Below are 25,187 nucleotides of genomic sequence, written 5' to 3'. Positions count from 1 at the left end.
CCTCGTGGGTGGCGTGGATGCAGCGCGGCGGGTAACCGCGGCTGCATTATTCAACGGCTTGTTAGTCAGCGTAGACCGGGAAGCTGGCGCATAGGTTCGCCACCTGATCACGGACGCGTTCGATCAGCGCCGGGTTTTCCAGGTCATCAAGAATGTCGCAGATCCAGCCGGCCAGTTCGCGGCATTCGGTTTGTTTGAAACCGCGCGTGGTCACGGCCGGGGTGCCGATGCGGATGCCGGAGGTGACAAACGGCGACTGCGGGTCATTCGGCACGGCGTTCTTGTTCACCGTGATATGCGCCGCACCGAGGGCCGCGTCTGCCGCCTTGCCGGTGAGGCCTTGCTTGATCAGGCTGACCAGCATCAGGTGGTTGTCGGTGCCGCCGGAGACCACGTCGTAGCCACGGGCAACGAACACTTCGGCCATGGCCTGGGCGTTGTTGATCACCTGCTGCTGGTAGGTCTTGAAGCCTGGCTCCAGCGCCTCCTTGAAGCACACGGCCTTGGCTGCGATCACATGCATCAGCGGGCCGCCCTGGCTACCGGGGAATACGGCGGAGTTGAGCTTCTTCTCGATCTCTTCATTGGCCTTGGCCAGGATCAAGCCGCCACGTGGGCCGCGCAGGGTCTTGTGCGTTGTGGTGGTGACCACATCGGCAAACGGCAGCGGATTGGGATACAGACCAGCGGCGACCAGGCCAGCGACGTGAGCCATATCGACAAACAGCAGCGCGCCGACTTGGTCGGCGATGGCGCGGAAACGGGCGAAATCCAGGGTGCGCGAATAGGCGGAGAAACCGGCAACGATCATCTTCGGCTTGTGTTCGACGGCCAGGCGCTCGACCTCGGCGTAATCGATCAGACCTTGCTCGTCGATGCCGTACTGCACGGCGTTGTACAGCTTGCCGGAGGACGACACCTTGGCGCCGTGGGTCAGGTGGCCGCCGTGGGCCAGGCTCATGCCGAGGATGGTGTCACCAGCATTGAGCAAGGCCAGGTATACCGCGCTGTTGGCGGACGAGCCGGAGTGCGGCTGCACGTTGGCATAGTCCGCGCCGAACAGCTGCTTGGCACGCTCGATAGCGAGGGCTTCGACCTTGTCGACATGTTCGCAACCACCGTAGTAACGCTTGCCCGGATAGCCTTCGGCGTACTTGTTGGTCAGGCCGCTGCCTTGCGCCTGCATCACGCGCTGGCTGCAGTAGTTTTCCGAGGCGATCAGTTCAATGTGATCTTCCTGGCGCTGTTCTTCGGCGTTGATCGCGGCGAGCAGGGCGTCGTCATAACCTTGCAGTTGGTCGTGCTTGCTGAACATGGTGAGATCCCTCGCTTGTTGTTGTTTTGGGTGCAACTGACCCGCCCCGGGTAGGGGTGAGTCGAAATTCTTGGATAAACAAAACCGTAGGATGGGTTAGCGGCGCATTGCCCTGAACAGGCTGGCAACGCCGCTATTGAACGCCGCGTAACCCATCGTTGATGGGTGTGGCGTGATGGGTATCGCTGCGCTCAACCTGCGCGGCCCGCCCCATCCTACGTTTACATCGTCTTAAGCGTCCTGGTAGGCCTCGATGGACGGGCAGGCGCAGATCAGGTTGCGGTCGCCAAACACGTTGTCCACGCGGCCGACCGGCGGCCAGTATTTGCCGTCAATCAGCGAAGCAACCGGGTACACCGCCTGCTCGCGGCTGTAGGCGTGCGTCCATGCGCCGACCAGTTCCAGGGCGGTGTGCGGGGCGTTTTTCAGCGGGTTGTCGTTGGCATCCAACTGGCCAGCTTCTACCGCACGAATCTCGTTGCGGATGGCGATCATGGCATCGCAGAAACGGTCCAGTTCTTCCTTGGATTCGCTTTCGGTCGGCTCGATCATCAGCGTGCCGGCCACCGGGAAGGACATGGTCGGGGCGTGGAAGCCGAAGTCGATCAGGCGCTTGGCCACATCGTCAACGCTGATGCCGCTGCTGTCCTTGATCGGACGGATGTCCAGGATGCACTCATGCGCCACCAGGCCGTTGCTGCCCGAATACAGCACGGGATAGTGCTCTTCCAGGCGGCGGGCGATGTAGTTGGCGTTGAGAATGGCCATCTGCGAGGCGCGCTTGAGGCCTTCGCCGCCCATCATGCTGATGTACATCCAGGTGATCGGCAGGATGCTGGCGCTGCCGAACGGCGCGGCGCTGACTGCACCTTCTTTACGGGCCATATGGCCGTGGCCAGGCAGGAACGGAATCAGGTGCGCTTTGACGCCAATCGGGCCAACACCTGGGCCGCCACCGCCGTGCGGGATGCAGAAGGTTTTGTGCAGGTTCAGGTGCGAGACGTCGCCGCCGAACTTGCCCGGGGCGCAGAGGCCGACCATGGCATTCATGTTGGCGCCGTCGATGTACACTTGGCCGCCGTTGTCATGAATGATCGCGCAGATTTCGCGGATGCCTTCCTCGAACACACCGTGGGTCGACGGGTAGGTGATCATCAGCGCGGCGAGACGGTCCTTGTGCTCTTCGGCCTTGGCCTTGAGGTCGGCGATGTCGACGTTGCCGCTGCTGTCGCACGCGGTCACCACTACGCGCATACCGGCCATGCTCGCGGTTGCAGGGTTGGTGCCGTGGGCCGATTGCGGGATCAGGCAGATGTCGCGCTGATCATCGCCGCGGCTCAGATGGTAAGCACGAATCGCCAACAGACCGGCGTACTCACCCTGGGAACCGGCGTTCGGCTGCAGGGAGATGCCGTCGTAGCCAGTGGCCGCACATAGCATGGCTTCCAGTTCGGTGGTCAGCTGGGTGTAACCCTGGCTCTGCTCGGTTGGCGCGAAAGGGTGCAGGTTGCCGAACTCGGCCCAGGTGATTGGGATCATCTCGCTGGCGGCGTTGAGTTTCATGGTGCAGGAACCTAGCGGAATCATGCTGCGGTCCAGCGCCAGGTCCTTGTCGGCCAGCTTGCGCAGGTAGCGCATCAGCTCGGTTTCGCTGTGGTAGCGATTGAATACCGGGTGAGTGAGGATTTCGCTCTCGCGCAGCAGGCCTTTTGGCAGCTGGGCGGTCACGCCTGCCGCCAGTTCAGCGAAGGCTGGAACGGTTTTGCCGTCGGCGAATACTGCGAGCAGTGCTTCAACGGCGGCTTGATCGCTGGTTTCATCCAGGGACAGGCCCAAGCGCTCGCCATCGATTTCACGCAGGTTGATGCTGGCAGAGCGAGCAGCCGCGTGCAGCGCTGCGGTTTTGCCGCCGGTGGCCAGAGTCAGGGTGTCGAAGAAGAATTCCTGCTCAACGCTGTAGCCCAGTGCGCGCAGGCCCTTGGCCAGGATCGCAGTGAACTGGTGAGTGCGCTGGGCAATCTGGGTCAGGCCTTTCGGGCCGTGGTAGACGGCGTACATGCTGGCGATGTTGGCCAGCAGCACCTGAGCGGTACAAATGTTACTGGTGGCTTTCTCGCGGCGAATATGTTGCTCGCGCGTCTGCATGGCCAGGCGCAGGGCCGGCTTGCCGAAACGGTCGATCGACATGCCGACCAGGCGGCCTGGCATGTCGCGCTTGAATGCATCGCGGGTGGCGAAGTAGGCGGCGTGTGGGCCACCGAAGCCCAATGGCACACCGAAGCGCTGGGCGCTGCCCAAGGCTACGTCGGCACCGAACTCGCCCGGCGGGGTGAGCAGGGTCAAGGCCAGCAGGTCAGCGGCGACGGCAACCAGCGCGTTAGCCGCGTGGAAGCGCTCGACTAGTTCGCGGTAATCGAAGATATCGCCATTGCTCGCCGGGTACTGCAGCAGCGCGCCGAAGTAGGCGCTGGCATCATTAATCGCGGCTTCGTCACCGATCACCACTTCGATACCCAGCGGCTCGGCACGGGTGCGCAGCACATCGAGGGTTTGCGGGTGGCAATGCTGGGAGGCGAAGAAGGCGTTGCTGGCCTTGTTCTTCGACAGGCGCTTGCAGAAGGTCATGGCTTCGGCAGCGGCGGTGGCTTCATCTAACAGCGAGGCGTTGGCGATCTGCATACCGGTGAGGTCGCTGATCAGGGTCTGGAAGTTCAGCAAGGATTCCAGACGGCCTTGGGAAATTTCCGGCTGATACGGGGTGTAGGCGGTGTACCAGGCCGGGTTTTCCAGCAGGTTGCGCAGGATTGGGCTCGGCGTGTGGGTGCCGTGATAACCCTGACCGATATAGGTCTTGAACTGCTGGTTCTTGCCGGCAATGGTTTTGATCTTGGCCAGGGCGTCGGCTTCCGACAGGCCTGGCAGAGCGCCCAGCACGCTGGTGCCCTTGATGCTCTCGGGGATGACGTTATCGGTCAGTGCGTCGATGCTGGCGTAGCCGAGCAGTTCGAGCATGGCCGCGGTATCGGTGTCACGTGGGCCGATATGGCGGGCGACAAATTCGTTCTGGGTGGTCAGCTTGGTCATCACAATCTCTCAGGCGTCAGCATTGGCGTTGAGCAGGCGCTCGTAAGCGGCCTGGTCGAGCAGGTCGGCTACCGCGCTGGCATTGGCCGGACGGAAACGGAAGAACCAACCCTTGCCTAGGGGATCTTCGTTGACCAGCTCAGGGCTGGATTCTAGCTCGCCATTAACCTCAACCACCTCACCGTCCAGCGGCATGGCGATATTGCTCGCCGCTTTTACCGATTCCAGCACGGCCACTTCGTCACCCTCGGCGTAGCGCTGGGCTTCCGGCAGCTGAACGAATACCACGTCACCCAAGGCTTCCTGGGCATAGGCGGTGATGCCCACGGTAACCAGACCATCGGCATCCTGACGCAGCCATTCGTGCTCAACGGTAAAACGCAATTCGCTCATGTGAACTCCTCAAGGGGTGACTCGCCCTTTCTACTGGGGGCGATGTGCTGGACGCGCGTGCTTGGCAACGGGCGTAAGGTGTAAAGACCCTAGCAAGGTAGGTGCCATTCTATTTTTTATCAATAAAAACAACGACTTATATTGTTTATCAGGGGCCGCTTTTATGGCGTGTGTAGTGATTTCAATACGTCTGGCTTGGGCGTGTCGGCAAAGTGCTCTGCAAAGGCCCTAACGCTGTGAGGTGAGCGGTTTGTTTTGATTTCGTTACGATGTACTTGTTTCGATACGGGTGCTGGGGCGGCGGGGTATTCATCCAGGCTATGCAGCCCCATCGAAATGGTTCATGGCGGCCCCGTAAGTCGGCTTGTTAGAGCGTCATTCACTCTTTTGGCTGACAGGGCAAATACCTCTTTCGGGCGCTTATCCGGCTTCGGGCGGCTGGGTAGCGTGGGGCCTCAACACGAAACCCTGCTTTCCAGGAGAGCCGCATGAGAACAACAACAAGACATGCCTTCTTCCAGCCCAGCATTTTGGCGGTTGCCATTGCTGTCGGCTGTGTCGCGCCTGTCCAGGCTATTACATTTAATATCGGAGAGATTGAAGGGCAGTTCGACTCATCCCTTTCTGTGGGGGCCAGTTGGAGTGTGCGCGGTGCCGATCCGGACTTTATCGGTCTGCGTAATGGCGGCAAGGCATCCTCGCAGACGAACGATGATGGGCGTCTGAACTTCAAGAAGGGCGAAACCTTCTCGAAGATTTTCAAGGGTATTCACGACCTTGAACTCAAGTACGGCGATACCGGCGTGTTTATCCGTGGCAAGTATTGGTACGACTTCGAAACCAAGGACGAGCATCGCCTGCTTTACGACATTGATGACCACAACCGTAAAACTGCGGCGCAGGCTGCAGGTGCGGAAATCCTCGACGCGTTTATCTACCACAACTACAGCCTGGGCAGCCTGCCAGGCAGTGTGCGGGCTGGTAAGCAAGTGGTCAGCTGGGGCGAGAGCACGTTTATCGGTAACTCGATTAACTCGATCAACCCGGTGGATGCCGCGGCGTTCCGCCGGCCTGGCGCGGAAATCAAAGAGGGCCTGATCCCGGTCAACATGCTCTATGTCTCGCAGAGCCTGACAGACAGCCTGAGCATGGAGGCGTTCTATCAGCTGGAGTGGGACCAGACGGTGGTCGATAACTGCGGCACCTTCTTCTCCACTGGCGACACAGCTGCTGATGGCTGCAATGATCGTCTTGCGGTCTTTGGTGCTGATGTGGCGCCTGATAAGTCGAACAATACCGGCGCTCCCGGTAACCCTATTTTCATTCCACGTGCTGGTGATAGGGATGCCCGTGACAGCGGCCAGTTCGGCGTTGCCCTGCGCTGGTTCGCCGAATCGCTGAACGACACCGAGTTCGGCCTGTATGCCATGAACTACCACAGCCGTACCCCCAGCGGCAGTTTTCTACGCACCACCACGCCGTCTGCAGCCCTCATCCCCGGCGCGCCGAATGCCCGTTACTTTCTTGAGTATCCCGAAGATATCCGCCTCTACGGGGTGAGCTTCCAGACCAACGTCAACGGCACGGCGCTGGCCGGTGAACTGAGCTATCGGCCCAATATGCCGATCTCGATCAACTCAACGGATCTGACGTTTGGCTCGCTCGGGTTGCCCAATTCGCCGGTATTTACCAGCGGCCATGCGCGTAATGTCGACGGCGAAGAAATTGCCGGTTATGTGCGCAAGCCGGTGACCCAGGCACAGATCAGTGCCGTGCAGTTCTTTGATCGAGTGCTCGGCGCCAGTCGCCTGACCTTGGTGGGTGAGGTGGGCTACAACCATGTCAGCGGTATCAGTGATGATGTGGGTGAGCTGCGTTTTGGTCGTGATCCGGTCTATGGCCTCGGTGAGCTAGCCGTGAATGCGACCTGTACTGCGGGGCTCAATACCGCGAAACCGGGTGAGTGCAACGATGACGGCTTCTTCACTAGCAGCTCTTGGGGCTACCGCCTGCGCGCCAGCGCTGATTACAGCAACGTTTTCGCCGGGATCAACCTGACGCCGAGTATCGCCTGGTCGCATGACGTCGATGGTTATGGGCCGAACTTCAGTGAGGGTAGCAAGGCGGTGAGCCTTGGCCTGAACGCTGATTACCAGAACACCTACACCGCTAGCCTCAGCTACACCGACTTCTTTGGTGGTGAGTACAACACCAACGTCGACCGTGACTTTGTCGCCCTGAGTTTTGGTGTGAATTTCTGATCAACGCAGTGCAAAAGGATCCGTACACAATGAAAAATACAAGAATCCTGCAAGCTGGAGCGCTGGCGCTGACTTTGTTAGCCAGCAGCGTAATGGCCGCAGTCTCCGAACAAGAAGCCGCCCAACTAGGCGCCAGCCTAACGCCACTGGGTGGAGAAATGGCCGGCAATGCCGATGGCAGTATCCCAGCCTGGGATGGCGGCCTCTCGACCACCGCTGCCGCAGTCGATGGCAAGGGTTTTCTCGCTGACCCGTTTGCCAGCGAGCAACCGCTGTTCACCATCACCGCTGCCAATGCCGAACAGTACAAAGACAAGCTGTCAGCCGGTCAGATGGCCATGCTCAAACGTTATGCAAACAGCTATAAAATTCCGGTTTATCGCTCGCACCGCACCACGGCGGTACCGGCTGCTGTAGAGGCCGCAGCCAAAGTCAGTGCGCTGAACACCATCCCGGTAGACGGTGGTAACGGCCTGCAAAATTTCACGGCCAGTCGCTACTACGCCTTCCCTGTTCCAAAGACGGGGGTTGAGGTGATTTGGAACCACATCACCCGCTACCGTGGGGGTAATACCCGTCGTGTTATCACCCAGGCCACACCGCAGACTAATGGGTCCTACAGTCTGGTGAAGTTCGAAGAGGAGGCGGCGTTTCCAGCTGATATCGCTGACCTTGATCCGGCTAAAGGCAGCAACGTGCTGCTCTACTTCAAACAACGCGTGACTGCACCGGCACGTTTGGCCGGCAACGTGTTGCTGGTTCACGAGACGCTTGATCAGGTCAAGGAACCGCGCCTGGCATGGATCTACAACTCCGGTCAGCGTCGGGTACGCCGCGCACCGCAGGTAGCCTACGACGGTCCTGGTACCGCAGCGGATGGTCTGCGCACCTCAGACAACTTCGACCTGTTTTCCGGCGCGCCGGATCGCTATGACTGGAAACTGGTCGGCAAAAAGGAAATGTACATTCCCTATAACAGCTACAAGCTCGACTCACCGGCGCTGAAATATGACGACGTGATCAAGGCGGGGCACATCAATCAGGACCTGACCCGTTATGAGCTGCACCGGGTTTGGGAAGTAGAGGCGACGCTGAAGAGCGGTGAGCGGCACATCTATGCCAAGCGCCATATGTATGTCGACGAAGACAGCTGGCAGATCGCCCTGGTCGATCATTACGACGGTCGCGGCCAACTGTGGCGTGTTGCCGAAGGTCATGCCCAGCAGTACTACCACCAGCAAGTGCCGGGCTACACCCTTGAAGCACTGTATGACCTGGTGGCCGGCCGTTACTTGGCCTTGGGCATGAAAAACGAAGAAAAATCAGCTTACACCTTTGGCTTCAAAGCCTCGGCGGCGGATTACACGCCGGCTGCACTGCGCAGTTCCGGCGTGCGCTAAAGCGTCAGGCAGTAATAGCTACTCCGTGATTGAGCGGCCTGCGGGCCGCTTTTTTTATCGTCCGTCATCACTGACAGTGATAGAGGGCTAAGCACCGGGTCTTGAGGTCTAGTCATGCGATGATCCGGTTCCAGTACAACAATAAAACGAGTCGCCATGAACGCATTAGCGCCTTTTTCGGGGAGCGTTGCAGCGCTTTCTTGCGGCAGCGTTAAGCGCCCACCCCCTGGCCATATTCGCCGATTCGCCCTGCAGCAACGCTTGTGCGCGCAAGACTGCCGGTTGCGACTGCTGATCGCCCCAGCAGGCTTTGGCAAGACGGTATTGCTTGCCGATTGCGCCCGTGAATGCCCACAGGGCTACCAGCTGCTTTGGCTCAACTGTGGCGCTGATGGCATGTCGGTCGATCAGCTCGCCCAGCAACTGGGCCAACAGCTTGATTACCCCGCACAGCTGAAAGCGGACGACGTACTTGCGGCGTTTGCACAGGAGTCGCGGCGGCTGTGGATCATGCTCAATGATTATCCGGCTCGGCCGGATAGCGCCCTGGATGACTTTCTCAATCAATTGCTCACAGTGACGCCCGCTGGCATCTGCTGGTGGCTGGGCAGTCGTCGTCGTCCGGCCTGCAACCTCTCGCGCTTGTTGTTGGAGGGCGAGTTGCTTGAGTTGGGCGCGACGGATCTGTCGTTTACCGAGGCCGAGGTTGCAGGTTGGCTGCAGCAATTGGACCCGAGCCGCAGCGCCTGGGCGCCTGAACTGCACGGGCTGACCCAGGGCTGGCCGGCGGCGTTGCGCCTGCGTCTGTTGGCCGCTCAAGCCGAGCATGCCGAGGCGGATGTACCGCTGGATGCAGAGCACGATCAGCTGCTGGCTGAGTACGTCGAGCGCGAAGTTTTGCATGATTTACCGCATGAGCTGCTGCAGATGCTCCACCAACTGGCCCAGCTGCCCTGCTTCAACCTGGCGTTGTGCGATCACCTCTTCGGTGTGGGTGAGGGCGCGGATTGGCTGCGTCAGCTGATTGAGCGTGGCCTGTTTATTCAGGAGCTTGAGGCGGCCAAGGGCTGGTTTGTGCTGTTCACACCCTTGGCCAGGCTGCTACAGCGGCAGACCGCGGGCGTGCCCTATGGTGCGCTGCATGTGCATGCGAGTCAGTGGTTTGCCAGTCAGGGCGATATTCGTGCAGCGGTGGAGCATGCGCTGCTGGCCGGTCAGCCGGATGTGGCCAGTAGTTTTCTTGAGCGTTTTACCGAGGAGCAGGTGCTGCAAGGTCAGGATTTAGCGCTGATCCTGCGTTGGCGCAGCGAGTTGCCGGAGAGCCTGTTGAGCAGCACGCCGCGGCTGATTCTGCTGAATGCCTGGGTCTTGCTGCTGGTGGGGCGCCTGGATGAGGCGCAGGTCTGTATCGATCAACTGGCCAAGTTTCAGCCACGCAGCGACGGCCCGCGTACCCGTGAGCTGTTTGCCCATTGGCAGGCGATCCAAGGGATCATCGCCTACGGCCGGGTGTGTGCGGTGACTGCGCGCAGCCATCTGCTTGAGGCCTTGGAGGGGTTACCGGAAAACGCCTGGTCACAGTCATTGCTATGCCGCTCGGCATTGACTCTGGTGGCGATTGGGCAGGGCGATCTGGAGCTGGCGAAAAAGCTCAGTTTCGAGGCGTTGAAGCAGGCGCGCTTGCACGGCAATGCCGTGTTTGAGGCGTTGTTGGAGTTGGACCATGCTCTGTTATTGGAGGCTCGCGGCGAGTTTGCTCGCGCTGAAGCGTTGCTCCAGCGTGTACTGGCGGCAAGCGATCCAGTGGCACTGCAAAAGACCCTTGTGCTGGCGCGGTTGCAGTTGCGTTTGGCTCGGCTGCAGTTGCGTCAGGGGCGGCCGCGCGAGGCCGCTGCAGGGTTTGCCAGTGGCTTGGAGCAGGCGCTCAATTGCGGTGACCCGTGCGCGTTTCACGGTTATCTCGGCTTGGCTGAGCTAGCCATGGGGCAGGGTGATTTTGCTGACGCCTTTGCCCATTTGGCCGAGGCGGAGCGCTTGATGCAGCGCCAGCGTGTCAGTGAAACCCTTTACCGTGGCACGCTGCTGCTGGCCAGCAGTCACATGTGGGTCGCTCAAGGGCATCATGCGCGAGCGCGCAAGGCGGTAGGCAGGGTGCTGGCTTATGAGCAGAAGGTTAAGGCGATTCTGCCAACGCCAAACTTCCCTGAACTGATTCCGCGTTTGCAGCTGTTATTGCTGCACTTGGATCTGCAGCAGGGCAAGGATGTACGCGATGCCCTGCAACAGCTATTGGCGCAAAGTCTGGCGCAGGGGTTGCAGGCACTCGCCAGTGACGTCTGGCTGGGTTATGCCCAGGCCTGTGCGCTGTTTGATGATAAAGCGGCGGCCGAGCAGGCGCGTGAAGGCGCACAGGCCCTGCGTCGGCGCCTGGATTATCACTGCCTATGGTTCACGGTAGCCAAGCCGACTGGGGACATGCCTGCCGCACCGGCGACCGCGGCCAATCCTCTTAGCCAGCGTGAGTTGGCGGTGCTGCGCTTGATTGCGCAGGGCTGTTCGAATCAAGAGGTGGCCGAGCAACTGTTTATCTCGCTGCACACGGTTAAAACCCATGCGCGGCGAATCAACGGCAAATTGGGAGTGTCGCGGCGCACGCAGGCGGTTGCCAAAGCCAAGGCGCAAGGTTACTTCTGATTCAGTGCAGCGCCGGGCTGGCGCTGAGCAACCGCAAGCGCTGGCTGAGCTGCAGGCGCTGCGCCGGTTCATCACAGAGCAGCAGCGCGCGTTCCAAGTCGAAGCGCTCACCCTGCGGGCAATCCAGCTGTTGATAAATGTCCGCGCGGGCCAGGTGGTCATGCAGGTTGGCGGTACCCAGAAGCAGCACGCGCTCAGCATCGCGCAGTGCTGCCAGCGGCTCATCGGTCTGTTGATGCAGGTGGCGTAGATTGCGCGACAGGCGCTGCATCATGCGGCGGGCGTCACATGGCAGCAGGTGGCTGGCGCTCAACTCGGTGTGCACGCCGTACTGGCGTTGCAGCAACTCGCGGCAATCGCGGGTATACAGGCGGCGGCCGCTGCAGGGGTCTAGCAGGTGATCAGCGCCCGGTACGCGCAGCAGAAAGTGCCCGGGGAAGTTCACTCCTTGCAGGGGAATCTCTAAACGTCTGGCCAGCTCCAGCGCGAGCAAGGCGAGGGTGAGCGGTTGGCCGCGGCGCCGCTGCAGTAGCAGGTTAACCAAGGCCGCTTGTGGCCGTAGCGGTTGCTCGTCATCTTCGTGGAAGTCCAGATCAGTCAGGCGGCGCAACAGCGGTTGCGCCAGCTCCTTGGCCGGCAGATTAGGCAAGCCTTGAGCGATATGCTGTTGCAGGTTGTCGACCTGGCGCAGCAGGTCAGCCGGGTGCAAGTGGGGCTGATGCTCCACGGCGATCCACAACGCCGCCTCGAACAGCGCAGGCGGTTGTTGCTCCAAGCAGGCAAGGCAGGCAGCGCGTGGGTCCATGACAATCTCCCAGTGTCTCTGGGGTTGTAGTCAAGTGCCGGCGCTTCGTCCAGCGGATTGTTGCAACCACAGCGCGAGCGAGCGTTTGGCGGCAACTGACCACCGGGAGGGTGCCGGCAGCGCCGGTGCCTATACTGATGTGCAAATCAGTACGGGAGCCACAGCATGTTCGCCCTGATGGAAACTACCCGGCTTGAGTCGTTGCACTTCGCCGTGGACCCGCTGACCGGTCTGCAGGCCATTATTGCCATTCACAACAGTCGTTTGGGCCCTGCGTTGGGCGGCTGCCGTTATCTGCCCTACGCCGACAGCCAAAGCGCCATTGAGGATGTCCTGCGCCTGGCCAAAGGCATGAGCTACAAGGCCGCGCTGGCCGGCCTGCAACAGGGCGGCGGCAAGGCGGTGATCATCCGCCCTGCGCATGTCGAGAATCGCGGCGCGCTGTTTGAAGCCTTCGGCCGGTTTATCGAAACCCTCAACGGCCGCTACATCACCGCCATGGACAGCGGCACCTCCAGCGTCGATATGGACTGCATCGCCCAACACACCCAACACGTCACCAGCACCACGGCCGAGGGCGACCCTTCACCGCACACGGCCATGGGCGTGTTTGCCGGCATTCGTGCCACTGCGTTGGCGCGTCTTGGCTGCGACAACCTGGAGGGTTTGCGTGTAGCCATTCAGGGTTTGGGCAATGTGGGGTATGCCTTGGCTGAGCAACTGCACGCCGCCGGTGCCGAGTTGCTGGTCAGTGATCTCGACCCTGGCCGCGTGTTACTGGCGGTTGAGCAGCTGGGCGCGCGGCCGGTGGCCAGCGAAGCCTTGCTCGCCACCCCGTGCGACATCCTCGCGCCGTGCGGGCTGGGCGGTGTGTTGAATAACACGAGCGTCAGCCAACTGCGCTGCTCGGCGGTGGCGGGGGCGGCGAACAACCAGCTGGCCAGTGCTGATATCTCCGACAGCTTGCAGGCGCGGGGGATTCTCTATGCGCCGGATTATGTGATCAATGCCGGTGGGTTGATCTACGTGGCGCTCAAACACCAAGGCGAAAGCCTGGTGGCGATTACCGCGCACCTGACGCAAATCAGCCGGCGCCTGACGGAAATCTTCGGCCATGCCCAGGCCGATAAACGCTCACCGGCAAGGGTTGCCGATGCCATCGCCGAGCGCTTGCTGTATGGCTAAACTGGCGATTTAAAACGCGCCACCCACGGTACAGAGGGTGTTGGCTAGAAACACAAAACCCCAGTAATTGACTGGGGTTTTGCTGAGCACGTTGCGCGTTACTCGGCAGCGGGCGCGTTCAGTTCACTCAAGGCGTCAGGCTGGTTTTTGAAAGCCTTGGCGAACACATCGCGATTCTTCGCCATGTAAATCCCCAGTTCTTCGCCCTGGGCTTCATTCAACGATGGCACGGCTTTTTGCAGCACCTCGGTGAGCAGCTCCGCCAGTTCGAGCATTTTGTCATGACGGTCGGCTTCGGCTTTATCCATGAATAAACGCTCCAAATCCCGGCTGCTGCGGTACACCACTTCGACGGCCATTCATCACCTCTACGCCTTCACGCTGATAAGTTGCAATAGACTGTTTATCTGTACAGTGGTTGCGAGCTTAAAGAACTTGCAGGCATTTGAACAGCAGCAATTTCCTTGCCGCTACCGGCTTACCCATGTGCAGTTGCTGCTGACCCCCCAGTTGCCTGCCGAGTGGGCAGGCAACTGGCTGCAGGCATTGGCTTAGCGATCGCTGCGAATCGGGCCAAATTCGACCGGTACCCAGGCATAAGCACTGCCTTCATTGCGAACATGGCCAATCCCTGGGAAGGGCATGTGTGCCCCGGCTACCCAGAGCTTGTCGCGTGCGGCTTCAGCAAAAAGCTTCTTGCGGGTTTCCACGGCCTTGGCTTGGTCTGAGTCGAATTCGATTACCACTTCTGGTTTGGCGAACTGCACGGCATGGCTGTGCACAATATCGCCCCACACCAGCAGGCTCTGGTTGTTGGAACTGAGCAAGTAGGAGCTGTGCCCCGGGGTATGGCCATTACTCGGTACCACGCTAAGCCCGGCAAACAGTTGGCTATCAGGGCTGTAGCGCTTTAGGCGCTGTTGGGCGGCGTAGGGGGCGACCGCCTGCTGCGACATGCTGAACATCCCGCGTGAGGCTTCGGGCGCTTGGCTGGCGGTTTCCGCACTGAGCCAGTAGTCGGCTTCGGTTTGCGGTACATACACCGTGGCATTGGGGTATGCCGCCTTGCCATCGCTGGTGAGCAGGCCGCACGCATGGTCAGGGTGCAGGTGCGTGAGCAGCACAGTGTCGACCTGTTCAGGGCGGTAACCCGAGGCTTTCAGATTGCTTTGCACCACGCCGAGGGTAGGGCCGAAGCATTGGGCGGCGCCCGTATCGATCAGCAGCAGTTGCGTGCCGGTGTTGATCAAATACGCATTGACCGCGGTTTGCACGCCGTTGCTAGAGTCGAGAAACATCTTGCTCAGCAGGCTTTGTATATCCTCGGCACTGGCGCCCTTGAGCAGTTTGTTATCGAGGTCGATGTAGCCGTCGAACAGGGCGGTCACTTCGAAGTCACCTAGGGCCATACGGTAATAACCCGGTACTTGGGTCTGCTGCTTGGCTATCGGCGCGGCACTGGCGCTTAGGGGAATCAGCGCGGTGAGGGCCGTGCAGCTGATGACGGCGGCGCGCAGTGTCTGGCGAATGAGCGATAGCGGTAGAGCCATGGGTGATCTCCTGTAATGATCAGCGCGCGAGCGATTGGAGCGCCGGCGCGGTATAACCCGCGTGGGTGAGGCAGTGCTTATGGCCTGTCTGGCTCGGCTTGTCCAATAGTCAGATCGTGTTATGCCGGTATGCAAAAACTATTAATTCGGCATGCTGCGCCTGGCTGGCATAGCTGTTGCGCGTGCTTTTTAAGCGGCATAAAGCTTCTTCTACTGCAGTGCCATGCGTGAGCGCCAGAGGCGGTGCGCCTGGCTAGTAATTTATCGTTTGTTGGATTCAAGGGGATTGTATGGGCAAGTCAAACTGGGCCGAACAGATGCGCGAGCGCATGCATGGGCAGGCGGAGTCGCTGGGTAATCTGTTGATGGAGGCATTCCATTACCTGGCGCTGTTTGCCATTGGTGCCGTGACGGCTTGGGCCGCAGTGATGGCCTTCCTCGGTATGTTGGACAAGGGCCATATCACCGTCGATGACATCCTGCTGCTGTTTATCTACCTGGAATTGGCGGCGATGGTGGGGATCTACTTCAAGACCAACCACATGCCGATTCGCTTCATGATTTATGTGGCGATTACTGCGCTGACCCGTTTGATGATTTCTGACATCTCGCACAACCACAAACCGGATTGGGGCGTGGTGATGGTGTCCGGGGCGATTCTGCTGCTGGCAATGGCGATTTTTGTGGTGCGCTACGCCTCCTCGCGCTTCCCTGCGGTGCAGGCCGGTGGGGCGCGGAAAAAGTCCAACCCGGCTGATGATGCGGCGGAAAAGGACGACACCCAGAGCGACGACTGAGTGACTTTGCTCAGGGGCTTAGCGGGGCAAACAGCGCCTGCAGGTCGTCTTCGCTGAGCTGCAGCTGCGTCTGGCTGCCGCCTGCCAACACGCCGCGGGCCAGGTTGGCCTTGGCCTGTTGCAGCTGCTGGATCTTCTCCTCAACGCTGCCACGGGCGATCAGTTTGTAGACGAACACCGGTTTGTCCTGGCCAATGCGGTAGGCGCGGTCACTGGCCTGGGCTTCGGCGGCCGGGTTCCACCAGGGATCGAAGTGGATCACCGTGTCGGCCGCAGTCAGGTTCAGGCCCGCGCCGCCGGCTTTAAGGCTGATCAGAAAGATCGGTAACTCGCCAGCCTGGAATTGCTGCACCGGGGTGCGGCGGTCCTGGGTGCTGCCGGTCAGTTTGGCGTAGGGAATATTGCGGGTCTTTAGTTCGGCTTCGATCAGCGCCAGCATCGAGGTGAACTGCGAGAACAGCAGCACCCGCCGACCTTCGGCAAACAACTCTTCAAGCATTTCCAGCAGGCCGCTGAGCTTGCCGGAGTCTGCGCTGGTCAGGCTGTTGTCGCTTTCATCACCGAGTAGGCGCAGGTCGCAGCAGGCCTGACGCAGGCGCAGTAGCGCTTCGAGAATCACGATCTGGCTGCGGGCCAAGCCTTGGCGGGCGATCTCGTCGCGCACCTTTTTATCCATGGCCAGGCGCAGGGTTTCGTAGCGATCGCGTTGCGCGGCGCTGAGTTCGACGTAGTGGGTGATTTCGGTTTTCGGCGGTAGCTCGCTGGCCACCTGCTCCTTGGTGCGGCGCAGGATAAAGGGTTTGATCCGCCCATTGAGGTGCGCCAGGCGCTGCTCGTTGGCGTTTTTTTCAATCGGCGTGCGGTAGTCGCGGGTAAAGCTCTTGCTGTCGCCGAGCCAGCCGGGCATCAGGAAGTTGAACAGCGACCACAGCTCGCCAAGGTGATTTTCCAACGGCGTACCGGTCAGGCACAGGCGCTGCCCAGCTTGCAGTTGCCCGGCGGCAACCGCGGCCTTGCTTCGCGGATTTTTGATGTTCTGCGCTTCATCGAGAATCAACAGGCGATAGCTGTGTGCGCTCAGCGCCTTGAGGTCGCGCGGCAGCAGGGCGTAAGTGGTGAGAATGATCTGGTGCTCGGCGATCTGCTTGAACAGCGCACGACGCTTTGGCCCGTGCAACGCCAACACCTTGAGTTGCGGGGTGAAGCGTGCGGCTTCGTCCTGCCAGTTGGGGATCAGGCTGGTGGGCATGACGATCAGCGCCGGTTGCTGCAAGCGCCCGGCGTTGTGCTCGCAGAGGATGTGGCCGAGGGTCTGCAGGGTTTTGCCCAGGCCCATGTCATCGGCCAGCAGGCCGCCTACACCTAATTCAGCCAGCCCCTGCATCCAGGCCAGGCCTTGCAGTTGATAAGCACGCAGCTCGGCTTGCAAACCTGCGGGTGGCTGCAGGGTGGCGCTGTCCAGCTGTTGCAGGCGTTGGGCGAAGTCGCGTACCTGGCTACCGCCTTGCCAACTTAACGCCGGGCCTTCTGCTAGATGATTCAGCCGTGCGGCATCCAGGCGTGACAGGCGCAGGCGTTGGCTGGATTCGCCCGGCTCACGCACGAACAATTCGCCAAGGGTGGCCAGCAGCGGCTTTAGCCGGGCCAGCGGCAAGGCCACGCGTTTGTGGTTGTGCGGCAGGCTGACCAGCAGCATTTCATCGTCATCGCGCTTGTTCAGCGCCTCGCCATTGAGCAACCAGGGCTTATGGCGGATGGCCTGCAACAGAATCGGCAACAGGCTGATGCGCTGCCCTTCAACCTCAATGCCCAGCTCCAGGTCGAACCAGGTTTGCTCGGGGTCTTCTTCGACCTCGGCGTACCAGTCATCGACCTGCGCCAGGTTGTATTGAAAGTCCGGCTGCATGCGGATCTGCCAGCCTTCCTCGCGCAGCAGCGGCAGCTGCTCACGGACAAACAGCAGCCAGGCGGCCTCATTGGCTTGCTCATAGGCTTCGCCGGCGCTTTCCGGCAGGGCTTCGCTTTGCCTGAGTGACACCTGCATGCCGGTCTGTTGCAGACGTTTGCGCAGCTGCGCTTCAGCGTCGAGGTCACGCACGATGCGCAGGCTGTGGGTGGGGCTTTGTTTGATCAGCAAGTTTTTGCCGCTTTTGCCCGAGGCCAGGTAACCCTGGTAATCGAAGGCCAGCGCGGCGCGGTGCTGGGTTTGCTCCTGCATGCGGCCCTTGCGCGCATCGAAGTGCACGCGCACCAGGCTGCCAAGGCTCAGTACGGGGCTGGGTTGCAGGTGCTCCAGGCGCTCTTCGCGGGCCTCCGGGCTGCTGACGATCAGCGGCGAGAGGTCGACGCCTTGCTCCTGTTGGCTTTGCAGGGTGAGTAGGGCGCTGGCTACGTGCTTGCAGTTGAAGCCCACCGGGCAGCTGCATTTGCCGCTGACAGCCCAGCCCTGACCGTAGTGATTTAGGGTGATGCGTTGCTGATAGGTTTGTGCGCCAGAGCCCCGGCAGCTCGCGAGCAGGGTGCTGTCTTTGAGGCTGAGCAGGCGGCTGCGGCCTTGCGCGGCATAGCCCTGGCCACGCTGCAGGTCGCCCACGCCGAATTCCGCGCGCCAGTCTTCCAAGCGCAGATTCAGGATATCGAGGGCCATCAGTGGCACTCAGTGTGCAAAAAGGTGAGGCGTGGCATGGGCAGCTTTCTCGGGGGCAGCCGATGATTCTTGCACAGCCAGCAAGGGATTAGCAGACGGTGTGCAGTTTCAGCGGGTGATCCATCGAGCTATCTGCTGGGCGCAGCGCTGCATTAACGCGTGTTGCCCAAGGGCTGTTGCAGGGCTGTGCGGTATTGCCCCGGTGTGGCGCTAAAGGCCTGGCGGAAGCGGTTGTTGAAGTGGCTGGCGCTGGCAAAGCCGCAGGCCAGAGCGACCTCAGCCAGTGGCAAGTGGCCGTGTTGCAGCAATTGCTGAGCATGGCGCAAACGCTGCGCCAGCACATAACGGTGGGGCGGTACGCTAAAACTGAGCTGGAACATTCTGGCGAAGTGATATTCGGAGAGGGCGCACAAGCCGGCCAGGGTCCCCAGGCTCAGTGGCTCACTGAGATTGGCCTGGATAAATTCGCGCACCCGCCGGCGCTGGCTGGGCGCTAGGCCACCTTTCAGGCGCAACCCTTCGCGCCGGCCGACCTGGGACAGCAGGGCATGGCTGATCAGGCCATGGGCCAGGCTGCTGCTGAGCATGCGTTCGCTGGGTTCATTCCAATCCAGCTGGCTAAGCTGGCGAAAGCGTTGGGCCTGCTGCGCATCATCGAGAAAGGTGCCTTCGCGCAGTTGCAGTTCCCGTGGCTCACGATCCAGCAGGTGGACGGCAGCGAGGGCGAACTGCTCTTGGCTGATATACAGATGCGCCAGTTGGATTTCACCGTTTATCACCCACGCTGACTGGTGGCCGGCCGGTAGAACGCACAGCTTGTTCGGTGCGCCCTTGCTGTGCGGGCTTTCGCGGCGGAAGGTGCCAGTGCCGCCGGCCAGGTAGCAAGACAGCGTGTGGTGGCTGGGGGCTTCATAGTCGCGGGCATCGTGGCGGTTGCTCCACACAGCCGCCGCCAGCCCATCGCCCAACTCGGCGCTGCGGTGCAGGCGAGTGTGCGGTGAGCTGTGCATGCTCTGGAAAACCTGTAAGTGCTCAAGTTGCGACATAACGCCTCCGTCGCAGCATGCTACGCCGAGCGCTTCGCGGTGCCAGCCCCTACGCGTAGAAAAGCGCAAGATTGTGCAAGGCGGTGCACGACTCAGGCGCCCAGCAGTTTCTCCACATCGCTGGTGCTGAGCACTTTGCCGACGGACACCACTTTGTCGTCAATCACCAGCGCGGGAGTCGACATCACGCCGTGGGCGGCAATTTCGGCGATATCGGTCACCTTGAGTATCTGTGCCTCGCGGCCGAGATTGGCTAGCGCTGCCTGGGTGTTCTCGCCCAGGGTGATGCATTTCTTGCAGCCGGGACCGAGGATTTTAATGATCATGCTGTGCTCCATTAGTCAGATAAACAGGTAGGCGAACGCGTTAAACAGGTAGCCAATCAACACAATGCCGACTGCGACGATGCCGAAGAACAACGCCAGCAGCGGCGCTTTGACCACTTTCTTGAGCATGATCAGCGAGGGCAGCGACAGCGCGGTGACGGCCATCATAAAGGCCAGCGCCGTACCCAGGCCGACGCCTTGGCCAACCAGCGCTTCGGCAATCGGCAGGGTGCCAAAAATATCGGCATACATCGGGATGCCGAGCACAGTCGCCAGCGGCACCGACCACCAGTTTTCCTGGCCGAGCAGCGCTTCGATCCAACCGGCGGGAATCCAATTATGGATGGCCGCGCCAATGCCGACGCCGATCAAGACATACAGCCAGACCCGGCGGAAAATATCGCTGACCTGCGCCCAGGCGAATTGCGCGCGGTCACGGCGCGACAGCTGTTCTTGCGGGATGTCGAGCACCGGGTTGTGCATGACAAAGGCTTCGACATAGCGCTCCATCTTCGCCCGGCCGATCAGCGTACCGCCGAGCACCGCCAGCACCAGGCCGATCAGCACGTAGGCGATGGCAATCGACCAATTGAAAATGCTCGCCAGCAGAATCACCGAGGCCAGGTCCACCAGCGGCGATGAGATCAAGAAGGCAAAGGTCACCCCCAGCGGCAGCCCCGAGCTGGTAAACCCGATAAACAGCGGAATCGACGAGCAGGAACAGAACGGCGTGATGGTGCCCAGCAGTGCGCCGGTGAGTTTGGCCTTGAAGTCGCTCATGCTGCCGAGAATGCGCCGGGTACGCTCCGGCGGGAAATAACTCTGCACCCAGGAAATGCTGAAGATCAACACCGCCAGCAGGATGAAAATCTTTATCACGTCATAGATGAAGAAGTGCAGGCTGGCACCAACGCGGCTGCTCGTATCTAGGCTGAGGCCGTCCTCCAGCAGCACACGCACCAGCCAGGCCAGCCAGTCCATGCGCAGCAGTTGGTCATTCAGCCATGTGAACAGTTCCATGTGCAGTCCTTAGGTGTATGGCCAGTCTAGCCAGGCGTGTAGCGCTCAATGTTGATCTGGGTCGGCTCGGCGCAAACTAAATATACGGTTTACAAGATATATGGCTATCAATATATTCACCAAACCGTATTTCCCAGGCACCCACCGCCATGAGCCAAAAGAGTCGCGTATTGTTCCTCTGCGTAGCCAATGCCGCCCGCTCGCAGATGGCCGAGGCGCTGTTGCGCCACACCGACCCCGAGGGTTACGAGGTGTGCAGCGCTGGCACCCAGCCCAGTGAGGTCGACCCGCATGCGCGCCTCGCGCTTGAGCAGCTGGGCGTGAGCACCGAAGGCCTGTACAGCAAACCCCTGGAAAGCTTCGACGGCCAGGCGTTCGACTACGTGATCACCCTGTGTGACAAATCCGCCTTCGAGTGCAGCACCCTGCCGGGTGCCGGCGAATACATTGCCTGGGATTTTGAAGACCCGGCCACCAGCCAGCAGGCCAATGCTTACACGCACTGCCTGCAGCAGATCCACGAACGCATCAAGCTGTTCGTGCTGGTCAAAAGCAAAGCCAGCGTGCCGCTGCAGATGTTGGCCCCGGTCACCCTGTTCAAGTGCCTGGCCGATGACACCCGCGCACGTATGACCCAGCTGATCGCCCAGGAGGGCGAGTTGTGCGTCTGTGAGCTGACCGCCGCCCTGCAGGAAAGCCAGCCGAAAATCTCTCGCCATCTGGCGCAGTTGCGCAGCAGCGGCTTGTTGCAGGATCGCCGCGCGGGGCAGTGGGTTTACTACCGCCTGCATCCGCACTTGCCGGCTTGGGTTAGGCAGACCCTGGCGCAAGTGCTCACCGCGGATGACCCGCAACTGGCCGAAGACCGCCTGCGCCTGCACAGCATGCGCGACCGCCCGGACCGCGCCGCCCTGTGCGGCTAAGCCATCTTTTTCAGAGAAAGCCCATGACCTCCGAACTGCCGAATATCGACCCCGGACTGCTGGACATTCCGACCCCGGACAAGCTGGCGCAACCGGCCGCCGCGCATAAACCGCGCATCCTGCTGCTTTATGGCTCTAACCGCGCACGCTCTTACAGCCGCCTGCTGACCGAGGAAGCCGCTCGTTTACTTGAGCAGTTCGGCGCCGAAGCGCGGATTTTCAATCCCGCCGGCCTGCCGCTGCCAGATGATGCCCCCGAAGATCACCCCAAGGTACAAGAGCTGCGCGAGCTGGTGCTGTGGAGTGAAGGCATGGTGTGGTGCTCGCCGGAGCGCCACGGTGCAATGACCGGGGTGTTCAAGGCGCAGATCGACTGGATTCCCCTGAGCATGGGCGCGGTGCGGCCGAGCCAAGGCAAGACTCTGGCGTTGATGCAGGTCAGCGGCGGTTCGCAATCGTTCAATGCGCTGAACCAGATGCGCGTGCTCGGGCGCTGGATGCGCATGTTCACCATCCCCAATCAGTCCTCGGTGGCCAAGGCCTTCCTTGAATTCGACGAGGCTGGGCGGATGAAACCTTCGGCCTACTACGACCGGGTGGTGGATGTGATGGAAGAACTGGTCAAGTTCACCCTGCTGCTGCGCGGCCAAACCGACTACTTGGTGGACCGTTACTCCGAACGCAAGGAGTCGGCTGAACAACTGAGCAAACGGGTGAATCAGGCCGCCATTTAAGGCTCAAGCCTCATACCCTCCATACACATCCAGGCCGACTGCAGGTTGGCCACAGAGGTCAGCATGCTTAACACCCTTGGGCTATTCGCCCTCACGACCCTTGCCGAGATCATCGGCTGCTACCTGCCGTACCTGTGGCTCAAGCAGGGTAAAAGTATCTGGCTGCTGCTGCCGGCCGCCGCCTCACTGGCGCTGTTCGCCTGGCTGCTGACCCTGCACCCCACTGCCGCCGGGCGGGTGTATGCCGCTTATGGCGGGGTCTATGTGGCGATGGCCATTCTCTGGCTGTGGCTGGTGGACGGCATCCGCCCGACTCATTGGGACCTGCTGGGTGCGGCTGTGGCCCTGCTCGGCATGGCGATCATTATGTTTGCGCCGCGTAGCGCCTAATCACTTTTGTAGAGGGCATTGGTTTATGGCTATCAAGGTAGGTATCAACGGTTTTGGCCGCATCGGTCGTCTGGCGCTGCGTGCCGCCTGGGGCTGGCCGGAATTCGAGTTTGTGCAGATCAACGACCCAGCCGGCGATGCACCGACCCATGCTCATTTGCTCAATTTCGATTCGGTGCACGGTCGCTGGCAGCATGAGGCGAGCAGTGAGGGCGACTGCGTGGTCATTGACGGCAAGCGCATTGCCGTCACGGCTAACAAGGCCATTGCCGATACCGACTGGAGCGGCTGCGATCTGGTGATCGAGGCCAGCGGCAAGATGAAAACCGTCGCGCTGCTGCAAGGTTATCTCGATCAAGGCGTCAAACGCGTGGTGGTCTGTGCGCCAGTCAAGGAGGCTGGTGCCTTGAATGTGGTGATGGGCGTCAATCAGCAGCTGTTTAACCCAGCCGTGCACCGCATTGTTACCGCAGCCTCCTGCACCACCAACTGTTTGGCCCCGGTGGTCAAGGTGATCCATGAAAACCTCGGCATCCGCCACGGCTCGATCACCACCATCCACGACCTGACCAACACCCAGAGCATTCTCGACACACCGCACAAGGACCTACGTCGCGCCCGTGCTTCGGGTATGAGCTTGATCCCCACCAGCACCGGTTCGGCCACGGCGATTGCCGAAATTTTCCCCGAGCTGCGCGGCAAGCTGAATGGCCACGCGGTGCGTGTGCCGCTGGCTAACGCCTCGCTGACCGATTGCGTATTTGAGGTGGAACGGCCGACCACGGCGGAGGAGGTCAATGCGCTGTTTAAAGCCGCCGCTGCCGGCCCGTTGGCTGGGATTTTGGGCTATGAGGAGCGGCCGCTGGTGTCCATCGACTACCGTACCGATCCGCGCTCGTCGATTATCGATGCCTTGTCGACCATAGTGGTCAACGGCACTCAGGTGAAGCTCTACGCCTGGTATGACAACGAGTGGGGCTATGCCAACCGCGCGGTGGAGTTGGCGCGGATGGTTGGTTAACCACGGGTCTGTAGGAGCGGCCTTGGCCGCGATGGATCTCTGGTGTTGCCATCGCGGGCAAGCCCGCTCCTACAAAAGCCTGTGACGACATCCACCACTAACGCCGCGCGGCACAACAGGATTTCTCCGATGCACGCCTTATCTCGCCTAGCCCCCGAAGTGCGCCAATACCTGCTGGTCACTGGCAACTACTGGGCCTTTACCCTGACCGATGGCGCGCTGCGCATGCTGGTGGTGCTGCATTTCCACAGCCTCGGCTACACGCCGCTACAGATCGCCGCGCTGTTTCTGTTCTATGAGATTTTTGGCGTAGTCACCAATCTGCTGGGCGGCTATCTGGGCGCGCGGTTGGGGCTCAATCGCACCATGAATATCGGCCTGGGCCTGCAGGTGGCGGCGTTGCTGATGCTCACCGTGCCAGCCGCCTGGCTGACCATCCCGTGGGTGATGGGTGCCCAGGCGCTGTCCGGTATCGCCAAAGACCTGAACAAGATGAGCGCCAAGAGCTCGATCAAGCTGCTGGTGCCGGACAGTCAGCAGGGCACGCTGTACCAGTGGGTGGCGATCCTTACCGGCTCGAAGAATGCGCTGAAAGGCGTGGGCTTTTTTATGGGCGGCGCGCTGCTGGCGCTGCTCGGCTTTACTGGTGCGGTGCTGGTCATGGCAGCTGTGCTGGCGCTGATCTGGCTGGCCAGTTTGCGGCTGTTGCAGAAGGATTTAGGCAAGGCCAAAGCCAAACCGAAGTTTCGCGACCTGCTGTCCAAGAGCCGGGCGATCAACCTGCTCTCGGCCGCGCGACTGTTCCTGTTCGGCGCGCGCGATGTGTGGTTTGTCGTGGCGCTGCCGGTGTACCTGTCCAGCGTGTTGGGTTGGGACTTCTGGCTGGTTGGCGGCTTTCTTGCGGTGTGGGTGATTGGCTACGGCATGGTGCAGGCGTTTGCCCCAACGCTCACCAGTAAGTTCAGCGGCAAAGCCAGCGGCCAGTTGCCGGATGGCCGCGCCGCGTTTGCCTGGGCCGCCGTGCTGGCCGGTGTGCCAGCGCTGATTGCCTTGGGCATGGGCAGTGCTTGGCCCGTGCAGTGGGTGCTGATCGGCGGGCTGCTGCTGTTCGGCGCGCTGTTTGCGGTGAACTCCTCGCTGCACAGCTACCTGATCGTCAGCTACGCCAAAGAGGACGGTGTGTCGCTGGATGTCGGCTTCTATTACATGTCCAACGCCGCCGGCCGGCTGATTGGCACGCTGCTCTCGGGCTGGGTTTACCAGGCTTATGGCTTGGCCGCCTGCCTGTGGATTTCCTCGGGTTTTGTGCTGCTGGCGGCGCTGATTTCCATCGGCTTGCCCAGGCACCGTTTGGCCGTTTAGACAGCGGCTTGCCTGGTTTTGTAGGCGCGGGCTTGCCCGCGAGTCGCGTCAACCGGAAAGCGTCGCGTCCAGCCGATTCAACAGACCCATCACCGCTTGGTGGGTTACGTGACGCGCGGGTATGCAGCTGTTCCCCCCAGTTCTCGGTTCTACGCCACTAACCCACCCTACAGAAGCGGCCTTGGCGCGTAATAAGCGCAAGTTTGTGCAAGATCTGGCCCCAGATAGCGCGCA

The 25,187-nt window shown here is 60.8% G+C and carries 20 protein-coding genes and 2 pseudogenes; 12 read left to right on the top strand and 10 right to left on the bottom strand.

The genetic code is table 11. The features are described 5' to 3' along the window. Window positions 1-61: 61 nt before the first annotated feature. The 3 genes from glyA to gcvH form a co-directional block, all read right to left on the bottom strand. Window positions 62-1,315, bottom strand: a complete 1,254-nt coding sequence (gene glyA, locus N1078_RS10800; RefSeq protein WP_274088177.1) for a serine hydroxymethyltransferase — start codon at window positions 1,313-1,315, stop codon at window positions 62-64. A 231-nt stretch (window positions 1,316-1,546) separates the two neighbouring features. Beyond that, complete coding sequence (gcvP, locus tag N1078_RS10795; protein WP_274088176.1) at window positions 1,547-4,399, bottom strand: aminomethyl-transferring glycine dehydrogenase; 2,853 nt, start codon at window positions 4,397-4,399, stop codon at window positions 1,547-1,549. Between the two features lie 9 nt (window positions 4,400-4,408). Then, window positions 4,409-4,792: a glycine cleavage system protein GcvH gene (gene gcvH, locus N1078_RS10790; RefSeq protein ID WP_274088175.1), complete on the bottom strand. Its 384-nt coding sequence runs from the start codon at window positions 4,790-4,792 to the stop codon at window positions 4,409-4,411. A 488-nt stretch (window positions 4,793-5,280) separates the two neighbouring features. Between gcvH and N1078_RS10785 the strand changes: the two genes are divergently transcribed. The 4 genes and pseudogenes from N1078_RS10785 to N1078_RS19670 form a co-directional block, all read left to right on the top strand. Continuing rightward, window positions 5,281-7,053, top strand: a complete 1,773-nt coding sequence (locus N1078_RS10785) for a DUF1302 domain-containing protein (RefSeq protein WP_274088174.1) — start codon at window positions 5,281-5,283, stop codon at window positions 7,051-7,053. A 29-nt stretch (window positions 7,054-7,082) separates the two neighbouring features. After that, window positions 7,083-8,453 carry a DUF1329 domain-containing protein gene (locus N1078_RS10780; protein ID WP_274088173.1) on the top strand — a complete coding sequence of 457 codons (1,371 nt, stop codon included), beginning with the start codon at window positions 7,083-7,085 and terminating at the stop codon, window positions 8,451-8,453. Between the two features lie 156 nt (window positions 8,454-8,609). Beyond that, window positions 8,610-10,838: pseudogene (locus tag N1078_RS10775) on the top strand (hypothetical protein); the annotation flags it as partial. A 117-nt stretch (window positions 10,839-10,955) separates the two neighbouring features. Continuing rightward, window positions 10,956-11,147, top strand: a pseudogene (locus N1078_RS19670) (response regulator transcription factor); the annotation flags it as partial. Window position 11,148: 1 nt separating this feature from the next. Here the strand turns inward: N1078_RS19670 and N1078_RS10770 are convergent. Then, window positions 11,149-11,952 (bottom strand): SirB1 family protein, encoded by an 804-nt coding sequence (locus tag N1078_RS10770; protein WP_274088171.1) that lies wholly within the window; start codon window positions 11,950-11,952, stop codon window positions 11,149-11,151. Between the two features lie 165 nt (window positions 11,953-12,117). On the opposite strand from N1078_RS10770, the gene N1078_RS10765 reads away from it, so the two are divergent. Next, entirely contained in the window at window positions 12,118-13,137 is a 1,020-nt protein-coding gene (locus N1078_RS10765; RefSeq protein ID WP_274088170.1) for a Leu/Phe/Val dehydrogenase, read from the top strand. A gap of 98 nt (window positions 13,138-13,235) precedes the next feature. Here N1078_RS10765 and N1078_RS10760 read toward each other — a convergent pair whose 3' ends face one another. Beyond that, window positions 13,236-13,496 carry a YebG family protein gene (locus N1078_RS10760; protein ID WP_274088169.1) on the bottom strand — a complete coding sequence of 87 codons (261 nt, stop codon included), beginning with the start codon at window positions 13,494-13,496 and terminating at the stop codon, window positions 13,236-13,238. Here N1078_RS10760 and N1078_RS10755 point away from each other — a divergent pair. Next, complete coding sequence (locus tag N1078_RS10755; protein WP_274088194.1) at window positions 13,444-13,692, top strand: hypothetical protein; 249 nt, start codon at window positions 13,444-13,446, stop codon at window positions 13,690-13,692. The two genes, N1078_RS10760 and N1078_RS10755, sit on opposite strands and share 53 nt — an antisense overlap. On the opposite strand, the gene N1078_RS10750 is transcribed toward N1078_RS10755, so the two are convergent. Beyond that, window positions 13,689-14,687, bottom strand: a complete 999-nt coding sequence (locus tag N1078_RS10750; RefSeq protein WP_274088168.1) for an MBL fold metallo-hydrolase — start codon at window positions 14,685-14,687, stop codon at window positions 13,689-13,691. The two genes, N1078_RS10755 and N1078_RS10750, sit on opposite strands and share 4 nt — an antisense overlap. Before the next feature lie 290 nt (window positions 14,688-14,977). On the opposite strand from N1078_RS10750, the gene N1078_RS10745 reads away from it, so the two are divergent. Beyond that, window positions 14,978-15,484 carry a phosphate-starvation-inducible protein PsiE gene (locus tag N1078_RS10745; protein ID WP_274088167.1) on the top strand — a complete coding sequence of 169 codons (507 nt, stop codon included), beginning with the start codon at window positions 14,978-14,980 and terminating at the stop codon, window positions 15,482-15,484. A gap of 10 nt (window positions 15,485-15,494) precedes the next feature. On the opposite strand, the gene N1078_RS10740 is transcribed toward N1078_RS10745, so the two are convergent. The 4 genes from N1078_RS10740 to N1078_RS10725 form a co-directional block, all read right to left on the bottom strand. Next, complete coding sequence (locus N1078_RS10740; RefSeq protein ID WP_274088166.1) at window positions 15,495-18,131, bottom strand: DEAD/DEAH box helicase; 2,637 nt, start codon at window positions 18,129-18,131, stop codon at window positions 15,495-15,497. Between the two features lie 152 nt (window positions 18,132-18,283). Then, on the bottom strand, window positions 18,284-19,177 hold the full coding sequence (locus N1078_RS10735; protein ID WP_274088165.1) for an AraC family transcriptional regulator: 894 nt from the start codon (window positions 19,175-19,177) through the stop codon (window positions 18,284-18,286). A gap of 92 nt (window positions 19,178-19,269) precedes the next feature. Then, on the bottom strand, window positions 19,270-19,503 hold the full coding sequence (locus N1078_RS10730; RefSeq protein WP_274088164.1) for a thioredoxin family protein: 234 nt from the start codon (window positions 19,501-19,503) through the stop codon (window positions 19,270-19,272). A gap of 15 nt (window positions 19,504-19,518) precedes the next feature. Further along, window positions 19,519-20,523: a permease gene (locus tag N1078_RS10725; RefSeq protein WP_274088163.1), complete on the bottom strand. Its 1,005-nt coding sequence runs from the start codon at window positions 20,521-20,523 to the stop codon at window positions 19,519-19,521. A gap of 149 nt (window positions 20,524-20,672) precedes the next feature. Between N1078_RS10725 and N1078_RS10720 the strand changes: the two genes are divergently transcribed. The 5 genes from N1078_RS10720 (at window position 20,673) to arsJ (ending at window position 24,953) form a co-directional block, all read left to right on the top strand. Then, window positions 20,673-21,446 carry a metalloregulator ArsR/SmtB family transcription factor gene (locus N1078_RS10720; protein ID WP_274088162.1) on the top strand — a complete coding sequence of 258 codons (774 nt, stop codon included), beginning with the start codon at window positions 20,673-20,675 and terminating at the stop codon, window positions 21,444-21,446. Window positions 21,447-21,469: 23 nt separating this feature from the next. Next, window positions 21,470-22,180: an arsenical resistance protein ArsH gene (gene arsH, locus N1078_RS10715; RefSeq protein WP_274088161.1), complete on the top strand. Its 711-nt coding sequence runs from the start codon at window positions 21,470-21,472 to the stop codon at window positions 22,178-22,180. A 63-nt stretch (window positions 22,181-22,243) separates the two neighbouring features. Next, entirely contained in the window at window positions 22,244-22,570 is a 327-nt protein-coding gene (locus tag N1078_RS10710) for a YnfA family protein (protein WP_274088160.1), read from the top strand. 25 nt (window positions 22,571-22,595) lie between these two features. Continuing rightward, window positions 22,596-23,591: an ArsJ-associated glyceraldehyde-3-phosphate dehydrogenase gene (locus N1078_RS10705; protein ID WP_274088159.1), complete on the top strand. Its 996-nt coding sequence runs from the start codon at window positions 22,596-22,598 to the stop codon at window positions 23,589-23,591. A 129-nt stretch (window positions 23,592-23,720) separates the two neighbouring features. Further along, window positions 23,721-24,953, top strand: a complete 1,233-nt coding sequence (gene arsJ, locus N1078_RS10700) for an organoarsenical effux MFS transporter ArsJ (protein WP_274088158.1) — start codon at window positions 23,721-23,723, stop codon at window positions 24,951-24,953. The last annotated feature ends 234 nt before the right edge of the window (window positions 24,954-25,187 follow it).

Source organism: Pseudomonas sp. MIL19 (assembly GCF_028680365.1).
GTDB lineage: Bacteria > Pseudomonadota > Gammaproteobacteria > Pseudomonadales > Pseudomonadaceae > Aquipseudomonas > Aquipseudomonas spirodelae.
This window is presented reverse-complemented; position numbering and strand designations above follow the sequence as displayed.

Bases quoted from the DNA above. Each gene is read 5' to 3' on its own strand.
- glyA (WP_274088177.1), bottom strand. From the start codon at position 1,315: ATGTTCAGCAAGCACGACCAACTGCAAGGTTATGACGACGCCCTGCTC.
- gcvP (WP_274088176.1), bottom strand. From the start codon at position 4,399: ATGACCAAGCTGACCACCCAGAACGAATTTGTCGCCCGCCATATCGGC.
- gcvH (WP_274088175.1), bottom strand. From the start codon at position 4,792: ATGAGCGAATTGCGTTTTACCGTTGAGCACGAATGGCTGCGTCAGGAT.
- N1078_RS10785 (WP_274088174.1), top strand. From the start codon at position 5,281: ATGAGAACAACAACAAGACATGCCTTCTTCCAGCCCAGCATTTTGGCG.
- N1078_RS10780 (WP_274088173.1), top strand. From the start codon at position 7,083: ATGAAAAATACAAGAATCCTGCAAGCTGGAGCGCTGGCGCTGACTTTG.
- N1078_RS10770 (WP_274088171.1), bottom strand. From the start codon at position 11,952: ATGGACCCACGCGCTGCCTGCCTTGCCTGCTTGGAGCAACAACCGCCT.
- N1078_RS10765 (WP_274088170.1), top strand. From the start codon at position 12,118: ATGTTCGCCCTGATGGAAACTACCCGGCTTGAGTCGTTGCACTTCGCC.
- N1078_RS10755 (WP_274088194.1), top strand. From the start codon at position 13,444: ATGAATAAACGCTCCAAATCCCGGCTGCTGCGGTACACCACTTCGACG.
- N1078_RS10760 (WP_274088169.1), bottom strand. From the start codon at position 13,496: ATGGCCGTCGAAGTGGTGTACCGCAGCAGCCGGGATTTGGAGCGTTTA.
- N1078_RS10750 (WP_274088168.1), bottom strand. From the start codon at position 14,687: ATGGCTCTACCGCTATCGCTCATTCGCCAGACACTGCGCGCCGCCGTC.
- N1078_RS10745 (WP_274088167.1), top strand. From the start codon at position 14,978: ATGGGCAAGTCAAACTGGGCCGAACAGATGCGCGAGCGCATGCATGGG.
- N1078_RS10740 (WP_274088166.1), bottom strand. From the start codon at position 18,131: ATGGCCCTCGATATCCTGAATCTGCGCTTGGAAGACTGGCGCGCGGAA.
- N1078_RS10735 (WP_274088165.1), bottom strand. From the start codon at position 19,177: ATGTCGCAACTTGAGCACTTACAGGTTTTCCAGAGCATGCACAGCTCA.
- N1078_RS10730 (WP_274088164.1), bottom strand. From the start codon at position 19,503: ATGATCATTAAAATCCTCGGTCCCGGCTGCAAGAAATGCATCACCCTG.
- N1078_RS10725 (WP_274088163.1), bottom strand. From the start codon at position 20,523: ATGGAACTGTTCACATGGCTGAATGACCAACTGCTGCGCATGGACTGG.
- N1078_RS10720 (WP_274088162.1), top strand. From the start codon at position 20,673: ATGAGCCAAAAGAGTCGCGTATTGTTCCTCTGCGTAGCCAATGCCGCC.
- arsH (WP_274088161.1), top strand. From the start codon at position 21,470: ATGACCTCCGAACTGCCGAATATCGACCCCGGACTGCTGGACATTCCG.
- N1078_RS10710 (WP_274088160.1), top strand. From the start codon at position 22,244: ATGCTTAACACCCTTGGGCTATTCGCCCTCACGACCCTTGCCGAGATC.
- N1078_RS10705 (WP_274088159.1), top strand. From the start codon at position 22,596: ATGGCTATCAAGGTAGGTATCAACGGTTTTGGCCGCATCGGTCGTCTG.
- arsJ (WP_274088158.1), top strand. From the start codon at position 23,721: ATGCACGCCTTATCTCGCCTAGCCCCCGAAGTGCGCCAATACCTGCTG.